This is a genomic window from Pseudomonas sp. 8_5_2 (assembly GCF_059295255.1).
Genome location: NZ_CM181238.1, coordinates 2,125,973 through 2,141,283, shown reverse-complemented (window position 1 = coordinate 2,141,283; position 15,311 = coordinate 2,125,973). Strand labels below are relative to the sequence as shown.

At 59.1% G+C, this 15,311-nt stretch carries 18 protein-coding genes, 1 tRNA gene and 1 pseudogene; 4 read left to right on the top strand and 16 right to left on the bottom strand.

Translation table 11 applies throughout. The features are described 5' to 3' along the window. Positions 1-50: 50 nt before the first annotated feature. A complete protein-coding gene (locus AC5O5R_RS09880; RefSeq protein ID WP_494515233.1) occupies positions 51-1,013 on the top strand; it encodes an arsenic resistance protein in 963 nt (320 codons plus the stop codon). Between the two features lie 38 nt (positions 1,014-1,051). Here AC5O5R_RS09880 and AC5O5R_RS09875 read toward each other — a convergent pair. From AC5O5R_RS09875 to thrS, 12 genes and pseudogenes are all read right to left on the bottom strand, one after another. Further along, a pseudogene (locus AC5O5R_RS09875) lies at positions 1,052-1,438 on the bottom strand (IS66 family transposase); the annotation flags it as partial. A 405-nt stretch (positions 1,439-1,843) separates the two neighbouring features. Then, positions 1,844-2,059 carry a hypothetical protein gene (locus AC5O5R_RS09870; protein WP_086975761.1) on the bottom strand — a complete coding sequence of 72 codons (216 nt, stop codon included), beginning with the start codon at positions 2,057-2,059 and terminating at the stop codon, positions 1,844-1,846. Between the two features lie 26 nt (positions 2,060-2,085). Next, positions 2,086-2,391 (bottom strand): hypothetical protein, encoded by a 306-nt coding sequence (locus tag AC5O5R_RS09865; protein ID WP_410927083.1) that lies wholly within the window; start codon positions 2,389-2,391, stop codon positions 2,086-2,088. Positions 2,392-3,352: 961 nt separating this feature from the next. Then, positions 3,353-3,429, bottom strand: a tRNA-Pro gene (locus tag AC5O5R_RS09860). A gap of 116 nt (positions 3,430-3,545) precedes the next feature. Continuing rightward, positions 3,546-3,902: a MerR family transcriptional regulator gene (locus AC5O5R_RS09855; RefSeq protein WP_172229993.1), complete on the bottom strand. Its 357-nt coding sequence runs from the start codon at positions 3,900-3,902 to the stop codon at positions 3,546-3,548. Continuing rightward, the gene (gene ihfA, locus AC5O5R_RS09850; protein ID WP_054887105.1) at positions 3,883-4,185 is read right to left on the bottom strand and encodes an integration host factor subunit alpha; all 303 of its coding nucleotides are present in this window, start codon (positions 4,183-4,185) and stop codon (positions 3,883-3,885) included. The genes AC5O5R_RS09855 and ihfA overlap by 20 nt, the downstream gene beginning before the upstream one ends. Before the next feature lie 4 nt (positions 4,186-4,189). Beyond that, positions 4,190-6,571: a phenylalanine--tRNA ligase subunit beta gene (gene pheT, locus AC5O5R_RS09845; RefSeq protein ID WP_494515232.1), complete on the bottom strand. Its 2,382-nt coding sequence runs from the start codon at positions 6,569-6,571 to the stop codon at positions 4,190-4,192. A gap of 32 nt (positions 6,572-6,603) precedes the next feature. Beyond that, a complete protein-coding gene (pheS, locus tag AC5O5R_RS09840; protein WP_172229999.1) occupies positions 6,604-7,620 on the bottom strand; it encodes a phenylalanine--tRNA ligase subunit alpha in 1,017 nt (338 codons plus the stop codon). Positions 7,621-7,729: 109 nt separating this feature from the next. Next, positions 7,730-8,086, bottom strand: coding sequence for a 50S ribosomal protein L20 (gene rplT / locus AC5O5R_RS09835; protein ID WP_040069108.1), 357 nt, complete (start codon positions 8,084-8,086; stop codon positions 7,730-7,732). Positions 8,087-8,113: 27 nt separating this feature from the next. After that, on the bottom strand, positions 8,114-8,308 hold the full coding sequence (rpmI, locus tag AC5O5R_RS09830) for a 50S ribosomal protein L35 (protein ID WP_008100408.1): 195 nt from the start codon (positions 8,306-8,308) through the stop codon (positions 8,114-8,116). 61 nt (positions 8,309-8,369) lie between these two features. Next, positions 8,370-8,921, bottom strand: a complete 552-nt coding sequence (infC, locus tag AC5O5R_RS09825; RefSeq protein WP_172230002.1) for a translation initiation factor IF-3 — start codon at positions 8,919-8,921, stop codon at positions 8,370-8,372. Then, entirely contained in the window at positions 8,921-10,843 is a 1,923-nt protein-coding gene (thrS, locus tag AC5O5R_RS09820; protein WP_494515231.1) for a threonine--tRNA ligase, read from the bottom strand. The genes infC and thrS overlap by 1 nt, the downstream gene beginning before the upstream one ends. A 338-nt stretch (positions 10,844-11,181) precedes the next feature. Between thrS and AC5O5R_RS09815 the strand changes: the two genes are divergently transcribed. Together AC5O5R_RS09815 and AC5O5R_RS09810 are read left to right on the top strand one after the other, a co-directional pair. After that, positions 11,182-11,484, top strand: a complete 303-nt coding sequence (locus tag AC5O5R_RS09815) for a hypothetical protein (RefSeq protein ID WP_494515230.1) — start codon at positions 11,182-11,184, stop codon at positions 11,482-11,484. 159 nt (positions 11,485-11,643) lie between these two features. Then, positions 11,644-11,856: a cold-shock protein gene (locus AC5O5R_RS09810; protein WP_012273095.1), complete on the top strand. Its 213-nt coding sequence runs from the start codon at positions 11,644-11,646 to the stop codon at positions 11,854-11,856. Between the two features lie 200 nt (positions 11,857-12,056). Here the strand turns inward: AC5O5R_RS09810 and AC5O5R_RS09805 are convergent, their stop codons facing one another. Then, positions 12,057-12,377, bottom strand: coding sequence for an I78 family peptidase inhibitor (locus tag AC5O5R_RS09805; RefSeq protein WP_172285951.1), 321 nt, complete (start codon positions 12,375-12,377; stop codon positions 12,057-12,059). A 259-nt stretch (positions 12,378-12,636) separates the two neighbouring features. On the opposite strand from AC5O5R_RS09805, the gene AC5O5R_RS09800 reads away from it, so the two are divergent. Next, positions 12,637-12,849 (top strand): hypothetical protein, encoded by a 213-nt coding sequence (locus tag AC5O5R_RS09800; protein ID WP_172225311.1) that lies wholly within the window; start codon positions 12,637-12,639, stop codon positions 12,847-12,849. Between the two features lie 117 nt (positions 12,850-12,966). On the opposite strand, the gene rbsD is transcribed toward AC5O5R_RS09800, so the two are convergent. The 3 genes from rbsD to AC5O5R_RS09785 are packed head-to-tail and all read right to left on the bottom strand — an operon-like array spanning position 12,967 to position 15,308. Further along, positions 12,967-13,365 carry a D-ribose pyranase gene (gene rbsD / locus AC5O5R_RS09795; protein WP_172225333.1) on the bottom strand — a complete coding sequence of 133 codons (399 nt, stop codon included), beginning with the start codon at positions 13,363-13,365 and terminating at the stop codon, positions 12,967-12,969. Beyond that, complete coding sequence (gene rbsK, locus AC5O5R_RS09790) at positions 13,362-14,270, bottom strand: ribokinase (RefSeq protein WP_172225336.1); 909 nt, start codon at positions 14,268-14,270, stop codon at positions 13,362-13,364. Before rbsK ends, rbsD begins: the two co-directional genes overlap by 4 nt. A gap of 15 nt (positions 14,271-14,285) precedes the next feature. Then, complete coding sequence (locus tag AC5O5R_RS09785) at positions 14,286-15,308, bottom strand: LacI family DNA-binding transcriptional regulator (RefSeq protein ID WP_172225339.1); 1,023 nt, start codon at positions 15,306-15,308, stop codon at positions 14,286-14,288. Positions 15,309-15,311 lie beyond the last annotated feature (3 nt).

The window sequence follows — 15,311 nt, the reverse complement described above, 5'->3', positions numbered from 1 at the left end:
TATTAACCTGCTCAATCGAAAAATGATTTCACGCGTTTTAAGGGCATTCCGTGGACAGAGAGCAGCTAGAGAAGAACCAGATTCCCGTTTACTTCGTCGCGGTCATTGTCGCGGCTATCGGAGGCCTGCTCGCACCTGATGCCTCTCAAGCGTTAGGTGCGTTGGTGACACCAGCCATTGCTGTGCTGATGTACGCCATGTTTCTACAGATCCCATTCCTGGATCTCCGCAAAGGGCTTGCAAACAAGCGTTTCATGACCGCGCTGCTGACCGCCAATTTCGTCGCCATCCCCCTGTTGGTTTGGGCGTTGACGATGGGCCTAGCCGACCACCCGGCGATATTGGTGGGCGCACTATTGGTCTTGCTGACGCCTTGTATCGATTATGTTGTGGTGTTTACCCATATCGGTAAGGGCGACTCCAAACTGACTCTGGCGGCAACGCCATTACTACTCGTGCTTCAGCTTGTGCTACTACCCCTCTATCTAGCCTTCATGGTGAGTGATGACTCGGCGGTGGTTATATCGGTCGGCCTATTTGTTGAGGCCTTCGTAGTGCTGATCGCTTTACCCTTGGTCTTGGCAGTAGCAACAGCTGCCGGGGCAAAGGGGTCACGCGTCGTTGAGGGCTGGAACAATGTATGGGCTTGGATGCCTGTGCCAGCTATGGCGGCTGTATTGGTCGTAGTGATCGGCTCTCAGATTTCAACGGTGGTCAGAGACATGGACAAGCTGCTGCCTGTTATTCCCGTCTACATTGGTTTCATGCTCTTGGCACCCGTGGTGGGTGCGCTGGTGGCTCGGGCGTTTAAGTTACCGGCTAGCACGGCAAGATCAGTCGCTTTCAGCAGCTCGACACGAAACTCATTGGTAGTTCTACCATTGGCATTGGCCTTGCCCGAGGAAATCAGAGGGCTCGCTGCGGCAGCAGTCATTACTCAAACTCTGATTGAGTTGGTCAGCGAACTAATTTACATCCGAGCAATTCCTGCTTTGGTGTGGCGCAAAATGTAGATGCCAGGGAAGACCTAAGGACAAAACACCCTGCGCGATTAAACAGGTGCCCACCTGTGCGGCAGCAGCTTATTAAGCTCACTCGCGCGCTGCGTCGGCAGGCGCGTGAGAACATCCTTTAGATAGGCGTACGGATCATGACCATTCAGCCGCGCTGACTGGATCAGGCTCATGATTGCAGCCGCCCGTTTCCCGCTGCGTAGCGACCCGGCAAATAACCAGTTCGAGCGTCCGAGCGCCCATGGCCGTATCTGGTTCTCAACCTGGTTGTTGTCGATGGGCACAGCCCCATCGCCCAGGTAGCGCGTCAGCGCTACCCAGCGATTCAGGCTGTAATCGAGGGCTTTGGCCGTGGCTGATCCGTCGGGCACTAGGTGGCGCTGGGCCAACATCCACTCATGTAATGTTTTGCTGATCGGCACCGCCAGGCAGAGAGGGATGCGGCGGCTACTGGGCTGCCGGTCGTGGGTCTTGGCCCGATGACGGAATCGAGCGCGCCGGCTGCATTGATTCCTGAAGGGTACTGCATCATGCCCAGGCGGCCCATCGCCGAGAATGGAGCCAAAGCCCTATTGCTTGGCGAGTTCAAGCTGAAGGTAACCCGCGAATGCCCTGAATGCCTCGAACTGGACGAGCCAAGAGAGGGGTGCGAGATCTGCGATGGCGAGGGTGAATATGCTCAGCGCCAGACGATCCCTTTGGGACAATATCAAATTCATTTACCGCGAGGCAGTGAAGGGTCTCGCTCTACAGCCGCACGCTATCCTGTAGCGAAAATGCTGGCAGGAGCACATCTGTGCTCCTGCCATGAAATGGAATCTATGCGCCACCTAATGTAACTCCAAAGTCTCCGCAGCACGATTCAGGACTGCAACGGTACCTAGCGCCTGGTCATTATCCACCCAGCTCCACGAGCCGTGACCCAAGATGCCGCCGATGGCTACGAGTCGCAGGTCTTCCGGGTCCACCCCCAACTGGTCCGCTGCCGCAAGTACTGAGAGCAACGCTTGCTCAAGCTGAATTTCCACTTCGTTGGCTGATGACATTGGTCTGTCCTCCGAACGTCCTGTCGCTACCTTCCACTTGCCAAAGCTGACGTAGATTTGGTTGAAGATGGCTCACAAGCGAATACGCGAGCACGTCCCACGCCCCAAGCCAGCGCTTTGGTCATTGACTCTCCGGGCCGGGAATCGAAAGCCTGTTCGTACAATGCAATACCTGATTGAGCATAGACACCGATGAACAACTGCGTGTTGCCTGTGCGAGATAACCTGACTTGCACATCAATCTGAGTGCCATCGTCAAGGATCTCGTCATGGGAGCGGTGGTGAAGACTCGGGTCTGCCCAATCCCAATACGCTTGTCCTCGAGTTCTCATAATTCCTCCGTTAAATTTGATCTGTATTCCTTACTAGAAACCAAAAATAACGAATATATCCCGACAGACAAGCGGAAATTGCAACATTGAGAACTGAAACTGACAATCGGCCAAAACCTGTACATCTTAATATTATTGTACAATTTTCTTCGAAAATCTTTACAGATCGTCGCTTATAGTTCTAGCGAAATGCATCCAGTCCTCAAAGGCTTTGCGTTGAGACTCGAGATCTTCACTCCAGCAAAGCTTTGCGCCATGGCTGTACGCCACACGATTCATGAGCAACGAAGTCGTCTTATCAAGCTCCTTTAGGAGCTGATATGCACGATATTTCTGGTCGGCATTAAGCATTTAATTTTTCCTCATAACGCGCGCAGCCCACTTTCGTTTAAGTAGGGTTTTGCTGGCCGTCTGCCATCTAGACCATCAAACCCCCTGTCTTATTCCCAAAGAAAGCTGAATTCATCAGCTTAAGGAAACGTCATGCCTGAAGAATCAAGCTGATCCAACGTGTGGCAGTCGAGCGCGACCAAGACGGATGGTGGAGCCACCCCGACGAGCCAGACTTCGACGAGGAATATGCCGCCTTCAAAGCCTGGCTTGCTCAGCAGGGTCTGGAGCTGAAGCAGTGGCACATGGACTCGGATACTCGGACTGGATAAGCCAGGCTTGTTGTCGCCCTAAAAACTGCATTGATCAGACCGCCACGCGGTCATTGTCAGCAGCCGATAGACGTATCCTGAAAGGCGTACACCACCTGGTAACACCTGATTTTCACGCGAAACCCTGAGTAAGCACTTGGCTGAAGGTCAGACAATCTAAGAGGAACCAATAACAAGCCAACAAACTCAAGAGATTTCGCGGTGGGGCAAAAAGTGGGGCAAAAATGAATTCACCGCAAAAAACCATAGCCATAAAAAAATCCAGTCACCGTTAAGTGACTGGATTCTTTGGAGTTTTTTGGTCGGGACGGAGTGATTCGAACACTCGACCCCTTGCACCCCATGCAAGTGCGCTACCGGGCTGCGCTACGCCCCGACTGGGCTTGAAGCATGTTCTCAATCCTGCCGAGAACGTTGAAGAATGTACCCTAACCATCTGATAAGTGAAAGCTTTTTCTCAAAAAAATTTCCACTCATCAGAAAAACCCAGGCTCACTTCTTCAACACCACCAGCACATCCTCCAACTCGACAATCATCTGCCGAATCAGCTGCTTGTACTGGCTAGATTCATCCTTGGCCTCATCACTGGAGAGCCGCAACCGCGCCCCGCCAATGGTGAACCCCTGCTCATACAGCAAGGCCCGAATCTGCCGAATCATCAGCACGTCTTGCCGCTGATAATACCGCCGATTCCCCCGCCGCTTAACCGGGTTCAGCTGATCGAACTCCTGCTCCCAATACCGCAGCACGTGCGGCTTTACCGCGCAAAGCTCGCTTACTTCACCAATGGTGAAGTAGCGTTTGCCCGGTATGGGGGGCAGTTCGTCGTTATGGCTTGCTTCCAGCATAGGCCTCAACCCGGGCCTTCAACTTCTGCCCTGGACGAAAGGTGACGACGCGCCGTGCAGTGATCGGGATCTCTTCCCCGGTTTTGGGGTTGCGGCCCGGCCGCTGGCGTTTGTCGCGAAGGTCGAAGTTGCCGAAACCGGACAGCTTGACCTGCTCGTTCTCTTCAAGTGCGTGCCGAATTTCTTCGAAAAACAGCTCGACCAGCTCCTTGGCCTCACGCTTGTTAAGCCCTAGCTCCTCGTACAGCCTTTCGGCCATCTCAGCTTTCGTCAGAGCACCCATGCCGTTATTTCCTTAACGTGGTGTTCAACCTTTGTTCGAGCGAGGTGAGGATGTTTTGCAGGGTAGTGTTCACCTCATCGTCGTTAAGAGTGCGCGATGGATGCTGCCAGGTCAAGCCGACGGCAAGGCTTTTTCTATCAGGATCAATGCCTTTACCTTGGTAGACATCAAACAGCCTGAGGTCTGTGAGCCATTCGCCTGCATTGTCACGAATTAATTCAAGCACCGCGCTGGAAGCCACATCACGGCCGGCGATCAAGGCCAGGTCGCGTCGGGTTTCCGGGAACCTGGACAGTTCGCTGAATTTCGGCAGGCGGCCTTCGACCACTTCACCCAGCACCAGCTCGAACAGGAACACCGGGCGGTCCAGGTCCAGGGCTTTGGCCAGCTCTGGGTGGATGGCGCCGAGGTAGCCGACCAGTTTGCCGTCGCGCTCGATGGCGGCGGTCTGGCCTGGGTGCAGGGCTGGGTGCTTGCCGGCGCTGAAGGTGAAGTCGGCCAGTGCACCGGAGTAGCCCAGCAGGGCTTCGACGTCGGCTTTGACGTCGAAGAAGTCGACGCTGTCGCGGCCGTTGGCCCAGCCTTCTGGCAGGCGGCTGCCGGTGATAACGCCGGCGATCATTGGCTGCTGCTGCAGGTCACCCAGCTGGCCGACAAAGCGCAGGCCGCTTTCGAACAGGCGCACGCGGTCTTGCTGGCGGTTCAGGTTGTGCTGCAGTGCCTTGACCAGGCCTGGCCACAGGGACGCGCGCATGGCGGCCATGTCGCTGGAGATGGGGTTGGCCAGCAGCAGCGGCTCTACGCCCGGGCTGAACAGCTCGAACAGTTTCGGGTCGACGAAGCTGTAGGTGATGGCTTCCTGATAGCCGCGGGCAACCAGCAGGCGGCGCAGGGTTGGCAGGTCACCGCGGGTTTCCGGCTTGCCTTGCGGGGCCAGGCGGGCTTGCGGGTAGCGAACCGGCAGGTTGTTGTAGCCGTACAGGCGGGCCAGCTCTTCGATCAGGTCTACTTCCAGGCTGATGTCGAAGCGATGGCTTGGCACGCTGACGGTCCACTGCCCTTCCCCTTCACGGGTGGTGGTCAGTTCCAGGGCGTTGAGCAGTTGCTCGACCTGGGCTGGGTCCATTTGCATGCCGAGCATCTGGGTGATGCGCTCGTCGCGCAGGGTCACCGGGGCCACTTGTGGCAGGTGCTGCTGGCTGACGGCTTCGACGATCGGGCCGGCTTCGCCGCCAACGATGTCCAGCAGCAGCGCGGTGGCGCGCTCCATGGCTTCGCGGGCCAGCTGCGAATCGACGCCGCGCTCGTAGCGGTGCGAGGCATCGGTGTGCAGGCCGTAGGAACGGGCTTTACCAGCGACGGAAATCGGCTCGAAGAAGGCGCTTTCGAGGAACAGGTCGCGGGTTTTTTCGGTGTTCACACCACTGTGCTCGCCACCCATTACGCCGGCGATGGCCAGGGCGCGGGTGTGGTCGGCGATTACCAGGGTGTCGGCGCGCAGGGCCACTTCCTGGCCGTCGAGCAGGACGAGTTTTTCGCCCTCTTCGGCCATGCGTACGCGGATGCCGCCGTTGATTTCTGCCAGGTCGAAGGCGTGCATCGGCTGGCCGAGTTCGAGCATCACGTAGTTGGTGATGTCGACGGCGGCGTCGATGCTGCGCACGTCGCTGCGGCGCAGGCGCTCGACCATCCACAGCGGGGTCGGCTTGCTCAGGTCGACGTTACGAATAACGCGGCCCAGGTAGCGTGGGCAGGCAGCCGGGGCGCTGACTTCGACCGGGCGCACTTCGTCGTGGGCCGGCGCGACGGCAGGCACCACCGGGCGAGTGACCGGGGTGTCGTACAGGGCGCTGACGTCGCGGGCCAGGCCAGCGATGGACAGGCAGTCACCGCGGTTCGGCGTAAGGCCGATTTCGATGCTGGCGTCGTCCAGGCTCAGGTAGGTGCGAATGTTTTCACCCACCGGGGCGTCGGCAGCCAGTTCCAGCAGGCCGTCGTTTTCTTCGCTGATTTCCAGCTCTGCAGCCGAGCACAGCATGCCGAACGACTCGACGCCGCGCAGCTTGGCCTTCTTGATCTTGAAGTCGCCAGACAGCTCGGCGCCGATCATGGCGAATGGCACCTTGATGCCTGGGCGGGCGTTAGGCGCGCCGCACACGACCTGGAAGGTTTCCTGGCCGTTGGTCACCTGACACACGCGCAGCTTGTCGGCGTCCGGGTGTTGTTCGGTGGCGAGGATTTCGCCCACGACAATGCCGCTGAACTGGCCGGCAGCGGGGGTAACGCTGTCGACTTCGAGGCCGGCCATGGACAGGCGGGCGACCAGTTCGTCACGGGAGACTTGCGGGTTTACCCAACCGCGCAGCCACTGTTCACTGAATTTCATGCTGTTCTCCTGAAAGTTGCGTCGGCATTGACCTAGCGGAATTGCGCGAGGAAGCGCAGGTCGTTGTCGAAGAACAGACGCAAATCGTTGACGCCATAGCGCAGCATGGCCAGGCGCTCGGCGCCCATGCCGAAGGCGAAGCCCTGGAACTCTTCAGGGTCGATGCCGGACATGCGCAGCACGCTTGGGTGCACCATGCCGCAGCCCATGACTTCGAGCCAGCCGGTTTGCTTGCACACGCGGCAGCCGTTGCCGGAACACATCACGCACTGGATGTCGACTTCGGCGGACGGCTCGGTGAAGGGGAAGAACGATGGGCGGAAACGTACCGCCAGTTCTTTTTCGAAGAATACCCGCAGGAATTCTTCGATGGTGCCCTTGAGGTCGGCGAAGTTGATATCGCGATCGATCAGCAGGCCTTCGACCTGGTGGAACATCGGCGAGTGGGTGATATCCGAGTCGCAGCGATAGACGCGGCCCGGGCAGACAATGCGGATCGGCGGCTGGCTGGACTCCATGGTCCGCACCTGCACCGGCGAGGTATGGGTGCGCAGCAGCATGTTGGCATTGAAGTAGAAGGTGTCGTGCATCGCCCGGGCCGGGTGGTGGCCGGGGATGTTGAGCGCTTCGAAGTTGTGGTAGTCGTCTTCGACCTCTGGGCCCTCGGCAATGCCGTAGCCGATGTGGGTGAAGAACTGCTCGATGCGCTCGAGTGTACGGGTGATCGGGTGCAGGCCACCGGTGGCCTGGCCGCGGCCTGGCAGGGTGACGTCAATGCATTCGGCAGCCAGGCGAGCGCTGAGCTCAGCCTCTTCAAAGGCGGCCTTGCGGGCATTGAGCACAACGGTGACGCGCTCTTTGGCGTCGTTGATCAGCGCGCCGACTTTCGGCCGCTCTTCGGCTGGCAGGTTGCCCAGGGTCTTCATCACCTGGGTCAGCTCGCCCTTCTTGCCGAGATAATTAACCCGGATCTGTTCCAGGGCATTGATGTCTTCAGCGCGCTCCACGGCCTCAAGGGCTTGGGAGACCAGCGCATCCAGGTTTTCCATGTACAGACTCCAGATACGAAAATAGGGGAAGAGCTTTGAAGGCTCTTCCCCTATCGATGACGTTCAATGCCCGACGGCGCTAGCGCCGCCGGGTGATTGTCGCGGGTACTTAAGCCAGAACGGCTTTAGCTTTCTCGACAATCGCAGCAAACGCCGCTTTTTCGTTCACTGCCAGATCAGCCAGAACCTTACGGTCGATTTCGATCGAAGCCTTTTTCAGACCAGCGATGAAACGGCTGTAGGACAGACCGTTAACGCGGGCACCGGCGTTGATACGAGCAATCCACAGTGCGCGGAACTGACGCTTCTTCTGGCGACGGTCGCGGTAGGCGTATTGGCCTGCCTTGATGACCGCTTGCTTGGCTACACGGAATACGCGCGAACGTGCACCGTAGTAACCTTTAGCCAGTTTCAGAATTTTTTTGTGACGCTTACGAGCGATAACGCCGCGCTTAACACGAGCCATGAGTAACTTCCTCTATCTTAACCAGAATTAACGAACGCGCAGCATGCGCGCGACTTTCGCCACGTCGGACGGGTGCAGCAAGCTGCTACCACGCAGTTGACGCTTACGCTTGGTCGACATTTTGGTCAGGATGTGGCTCTTGAAAGCGTGCTTGTGCTTGAAGCCCGAAGCTGTCTTCAGGAAGCGCTTCGCAGCACCGCTTTTGGTTTTCATTTTTGGCATGTTGAACTCCGCATTCGAAAAAAATTACACAATAATCATCAGGCCTGCCGTGCCCGGGAGATTACTTCTTCTTTTTGGGGGCGATGACCATCATAAGCTGGCGTCCTTCCATCTTAGGATGCTGCTCAACGGTGCCGTATTCGGCGAGGTCAGCTTCAACCCGCTTCAACAGCTCCATGCCCAGCTCCTGGTGGGCCATCTCACGACCACGGAATCTCAGAGAGATCTTGGCCTTGTCCCCATCGGTAAGGAAACGTACCAGGTTGCGTAGTTTTACCTGGTAATCCCCATCCTCCGTCCCTGGACGAAACTTGATTTCTTTGACCTGGATGATCTTCTGGTTTTTCTTGGCTTCGTTGGCCTGCTTCTTCTTTTCGAAGATGTGCTTGCCGTAGTCCATGACCTTGCAGACCGGTGGTACCGCGTCTGCAGAGATTTCTACCAGGTCCAGCTTCGCTTCATCAGCGATACGCAGCGCTTCATCAATCGAGACGATGCCAACCTGCTCGCCGTCTGCGCCAATTAACCGAACCTCGCGGGCCGAGATATTCTCGTTGATCGGGGCCTTCGGTACAGCACGCTTATCGTTTCTCATTTCACGCTTAATAGTCATTACTCCGATTCTTGGCGACCACGCCGGGAAACCGCTTGTGTCAGCAGCTCTGCGAATTGGGCGACGGGCATGGAGCCCAGGTCAGCGCCTTCGCGAGTGCGCACAGCGACGGTTTGCGTTTCGACTTCGCGGTCCCCTATAACCAAAAGGTACGGGACCTTGAGCAAAGTATGCTCGCGGATTTTAAAGCCGATCTTCTCATTTCTCAAGTCCGACTTGGCACGGAAACCGCTACCGTTCAGAGATTTCTCTACCTCGAGGGCGAAATCGGCCTGCTTGTCGGTGATATTCATGATCACCGCCTGGGTCGGTGCCAGCCACGCCGGGAACACGCCAGCGTAGTGCTCGATCAGCATGCCGATGAAGCGCTCGAACGACCCGAGGATGGCGCGGTGCAGCATGACCGGGCGCACACGGCTGTTATCTTCGGCGATATAGCTGGCATCCAGGCGCTCTGGCAGGTTCGGGTCGTACTGCAGGGTACCACACTGCCAGTTACGGCCGAGGCAATCGCGCAGGGTAAACTCGATTTTCGGGCCGTAGAAGGCGCCCTCGCCCGGCTGGTATTCCCACTCAAGGCCCGATTCGTTCAGGGCGTCGGCCAGCGCTGACTCAGCGCGGTCCCACAGCTCTTCGGAACCGACGCGCTTGGCCGGACGCGTGGACAACTTCATGGCGATGTCGCTGAAGCCGAAGTCCTTGTACACGTCCAGGGTCAGCTTGATGAAGTCTGCGGCTTCTTTCTTCACCTGTTCTTCGGTGCAGAAGATGTGCGCATCGTCCTGTACGAAGCCACGCACGCGCATGATGCCGTGCAGGGCGCCGGAAGGCTCGTTACGGTGGCAGGCACCAAACTCGGCCAGGCGCAGCGGCAGGTCGCGGTAGCTTTTAAGGCCCTGGTTGAACACCTGCACGTGGCACGGGCAGTTCATCGGTTTTACCGCGTAGTCACGGCTTTCCGACGAAGTGGTGAACATGTTCTCGGCGTAGTTGGACCAGTGGCCGGAACGCTCCCAGAGAATGCGGTCGACAACCTGCGGGGTCTTGATTTCCAGGTAGCCGTTGGCGCGCTGAACCTGGCGCATGTACTGCTCAAGCACCTGGTACACCGTCCAGCCATTGGCGTGCCAGAACACCATGCCCGGGGCTTCTTCCTGCAGGTGGAACAGGTCGAGCTGCTTGCCGATCTTGCGGTGGTCGCGTTTTTCGGCTTCTTCGATGCGCTGGATGTAGGCTGCCAGCTGCTTCTTGTCAGCCCAGGCAGTGCCGTACACGCGTTGCAGCTGCTCGTTCCTGGCATCGCCGCGCCAGTAGGCGCCGGACAGCTTGGTCAGCTTGAATGCCTTGAGGAAGCGGGTGTTGGGCACGTGCGGGCCGCGGCACATGTCGACGTATTCTTCGTGGTAGTACAGGCCCATGGCCTGTTCATCCGGCATGTCTTCGACCAGGCGCAGCTTGTAGTCTTCGCCACGGGTGGTGAACACGTCGATGACTTCGGCACGCGGCGTGACCTTCTTGATCACGTCGTAGTCTTTTTCGATCAGCTGCATCATGCGCTTTTCGATGGCGGCCATGTCTTCCGGGGTGAAGGGCCGCTCGTAGGCGATGTCGTAGTAGAAGCCTTCGTCGATGACCGGGCCGATCACCATTTTGGCGGTCGGGTAAAGCTGCTTCACCGCGTGGCCGACCAGGTGGGCACACGAGTGACGGATGATCTCCAGTCCCTCTTCATCTTTAGGGGTGATGATCTGCAGGGTGGCGTCGTGGTTGATCAGGTCGCAGGCGTCGACCAGTTTGCCGTCGACCTTGCCGGCGACGGTGGCCTTGGCCAGGCCGGCACCGATCGAAGCGGCAACGTCGGCTACGGATACGGCGTGATCGAACGAACGTTGACTGCCATCGGGAAGAGTAATTACGGGCATGGCGCCTCCTCTCCTAGTGGTGACCCCTACCAAAGGTCACGTGGGTTGGGATGAGCCAGTACAAGATCCGGCCTGCCTTCCTTCATCAAGGAAGCCTGCCTCACAGTGGCAGAAGCCTTTCGGCTTGTCAGGGGCGAACCAGAGTGACTGGAAAGAAAAAAGATAGCTGCAGCCGGCACAGTGCGACCACAAGCCGAGCATGCTAGCACGCGGGTTGCACCCCAAGCAGAAATATTTGGCAATTGCGCCGAAGCGGTGAACTAACGCGGAAAAATACCGCTCAGACTTTGGGAAGCAACCTACTCTTGATGAGACCTTGACCCAAGGAGTAACCGGTTATGAGATTTCAGTCCCTTCTGGCCGTATGTGCCATGAGCGCCCTGCTGCCGCTGGCGGCTCACGCAGGTGATTTCCCGCCAGGTAAGGAGAAAGACTACATGACCCAGTGCCGGCAGGTAGCGACAAACCAGGGCGTGAGCGCCGAAATGGCAACCAAGCACTGCTCGTGCGGCGCGCAAGCCATCAAGAAAAACTTCACCGATGCAGAGATTGCCGACCTCGATAGTAGTGACGGGGTGGATGCCAAGCTGATGGCCAAGGCCCAAAACGTTGTAAAAAAGGCCTGCACACCCCATAGCTGAAGCCTTAAAGCGGGGTTGGCGAGCATTTATTTGAGCTGAATCAGCTTCTGATGAATGTAAAAGGCGCTACACGCGCAGAATTAGACTATGATGTTGTCCGTGCTCCGTAGCTTTCGCCGCATTGCACTACTGAAAATTTAATGTCTGGAGATTCATCCCATGTCCAATCGCCAAACCGGCACCGTCAAATGGTTCAATGATGAGAAAGGCTTCGGCTTCATCACCCCACAAGGCGGCGGCGACGACCTGTTCGTTCACTTCAAGGCCATCGAATCCGACGGCTTCAAGAGCCTGAAAGAAGGCCAGACTGTTTCCTTCGTCGCCGAGCGCGGCCAGAAGGGCATGCAGGCTGCACAGGTTCGTCCGGAGTAATTCGGAAGCTGTGAAAAAACCCGCCCTTGTGGCGGGTTTTTTTATGGGCCACCGCCCCTGAAGCCGGCGCCGAGCTGGTAGGAGCAGCCTTGTGCTGCGAAGTGGCCCACATGGCCGGCACATAATGGTCGGTCAGTGCCGGCCTCTTCGCAGCTCGAGGCTGCTCCTACTGATACAGAGGGCGGAGCCAGGCTGCGAGTTTAACCGCAGTTGACGCGGGTCACGGTGCCCTGCTCGTTTACATTCAGGTTCAGACGCTCGGAGCGATATTCCAGGGTAACCACATCGTGGGGCTTGAGAATGCGCGCCATCTGCGAACCACTGGCCTTGCGTGCCTGCTCCAGCAGCTCGGCGCTGCCCTGCTTGCCGATGGCGAAATCGGCGCCGCTGGCTTCGCAGCGGCCATCGTTGCCGGCTGGGGATTCTGGCGCCTTGCCACCCCCAGCGCTGCCACCAGTGCTGCAACCAGCCAGGACAGCTGCCACAGCCAGGGTTGCCAACAAAGCACGGGTACGGAACATGAATCCTCCTAAATCGGTGTGGGAACTGCCTGATACGACAGTTCCGCCAAGCGTTGGTTGCAAAACCGGACAAGTCTGCCTCAACCCGGCGTGTCAGGCGAAAGGTAATCGTGACCGAATTTTACCGCTTAACTGACGAGGCGCTTGGTTTGCCCTGCAAAGTCATGATTTACTTTAGGAAGTGAAGGCACAATGCCTCCTGCGAACATCAGGATCCGGTGTTCGCCCTTTCGTCCCGGGCCGCAAGCGAGAGCCTTTCATGAGCAGCCACAGCATCGATGCCGATATCAAGGTCAGGTGGGCCGAGGGCCAGAGCGCCTATAGCCCCAGTACCCCCGAGGAATTGCTATTGATTGCCGTCGACCTGCTGGTGCGCGATCGCGGCAGCGAGGCGGCACGCAGCTTTATCGACCAGGTGTTCGAGCGGTTTGCTTCGCATGCCGCTGTTCCGATCGCGCCAAACGGGCGTTGAGCGGGTTGGGCTGCATCGGGACTGACAGGCGCCGCATATTTTCCGGTAACCACCTGTCAGCCCTGATGCAATCCCTGACGGACTGCCTTGCCAGCGATCGACGGCCAACACCCACCTTCAAAAGGTCACACCAGAAACAAGCGCAATATTGCTATAGGGCTGACACTCCCCAGTACGCACCACCGCCCGGGCACTGCGCGACAGCACCTTGAATTCTTCATGGCTCAGCCATTCCCGCTTGCCCAGCTTGCCCTTCAAGCGCTCGATCTCGACCAGCGCCGGCGGCACCACTTTCTGCATCTCCTCCGCCAGCACATGCCGCTCGACCTGCAATTCGCTCAGCACCACCCGCAACACGCTGGCGAAATCCGGCAGCCCCGGGGTGATGGCCAGGTCAATCAGCTCGACCCCCGGCGGCACTGGCAACCCGGCATCACCGATCACCAGAATATCGCCATGCCCCATGCCGGCAATGGTCCGCGACAGGGCAACGTTCAGCAGCGGGGTTTTCTTCATGGCGCTAGCTCCGCCAGATAAGGAATGGACGGCTGGGCCCCGGCGCGGGTGACCGACAGGGCCGCTGCGCGCTGGCCGAAGGCGATGGCCTCGCCCTCCCCCAGCCCGCGCACCAGGCCAGCGGCAAAGCCGCCGATGAAGGTATCGCCGGCAGCAGTGGTGTCCAGCGGTTGCACCACCGGCGCCGGATAGTGCTGATGGCCTTGGGCGCTCACCCGCAACGCCCCTTGCGCGCCCAAGGTGATGATGACCTTGCCCGCCCCCAGTTGCAGCAAGCGCTCGCCGGCCCGCCGGGCACTGCCCTGGTCGGTGACCGCAATACCGGTCAGGGCCTCGGCCTCACTCTCGTTGGGGGTGAGGTAGTCGATGTGCGCGAACCAGTCCGCGGGCAACGGGCCCGTGGCGGGCGCGGGGTTGAGGATCACCTGCTTGCCCAGCTCACGCCCCCTGGCCAGGGTCCAGGCCACGGTATCCATGGGCACCTCCAGCTGGCAGATGATCACCTCGGCCGCCTGCAGCAACGCATCAAACGCCTTTACCGATTGTGGCGTCAGCAGGCCATTGCCGCCGGGGATGATGACGATGCAGTTCTGACTGGCGGCATCCACGGTAATCAGCGCTATCCCGCTGGACACCCCCGGGCAAGTGCTGACGCCCTGGCAGTCGATGCCCTCGACGTACAAGGCCCGGTGCAGTTGCCGGCCATAATCATCGTCACCCACGTTGCCGATCATCGCCACGCTGCCGCCCAGCCGCGCCACTGCCACCGCCTGGTTGGCACCTTTGCCGCCCGGCACGGTGAAAAAACTGTCGCCAGGCAGCGTTTCGCCGGCCCGGGGCAGGCGCTGCGCGCGGGCCACCAGGTCCATGTTGAGGCTACCGACCACCACGACCTTGGCATTCATGACATTTCCTTAGCGTTAGCGGTAATCGTTGAACAGGTCCGGGCGCGGCCCGGTGGACTCGCGCAAGACAATGCGCGGGGCAACGATGCGTTGCTCTGCCGCGCCTTGGCGGGGCGTACCGATGCGCGCCAGCAACAGCGACGCGGCGTTTTCGCCAAGCTCGCGAATCGACTGGCCCACCGTGGTCAGCGGTGGGTACACGTAACGGCTCAGTTCGATGTCGTCGAAACCGATCACCGACAACTCGCCAGGTACGTTGATATTGCGTTCGGCCGCCGCACGCAGCACGCCAAAGCCGATCATGTCGTTGCCGGCAAAAATCGCGGTGGGCCGCTCGCCCTCCAGCACCCGGGCTGCCGCTGCATGGCCACCGGGGCTGGTGAAGTCGCAGTGCAGCACGCGGCTGCCCTGTACTTGCACCCCGGCTTCGGCCATGGCCCGGCGAAAACCGCCGAGGCGCAGCTGGGTGACGCCGGTTTCGGCGGGGCCGCCGATGTAGGCGATGTCCCGATGGCCAAGCTCCAGCAGGTGCCGGGTGGCCAGGTAGGCGCCCTGCTCGTGGTCGATGCGCACCAGGTCGGCATCGACGCCTTCCAGTTCACGGTCGACGATCACCATAGGCGTGCGCACGCAGGCCAGGCTTTGCAGCAGGTCGCTGTCCTGGCCCACCGAGGCCACCACCAGGCCGTCGATGCGCTTTTCCAGCAGCACGCGCAGGTAGCTGCGCTGCTTTTGCGGGTTGTCGTCGGAATTGCACAAGATCACGCAGTAGCCGTTGCGTTCGCAGACGTCTTCGATGCCCCGCGCCAGCTCGGCGAAATACGGGTTGACGCTGTTGGGCACCAGCAAGCCGATGGTGGCCGTGCTGCGCGCCTTCAGCGAGCGCGCCACGGCACTGGGCACGTAGTCGAGCTCGACGATGGCGGCTTCTACCTTCAACCGTACCTGCTCGCTGACAGGCCGGGTCTTGTTCAGTACATGGGACACGGTGGTGTAGGAAATACCCGCCAGTGCCGCGACATCTTTGATGGTTGCCATGGT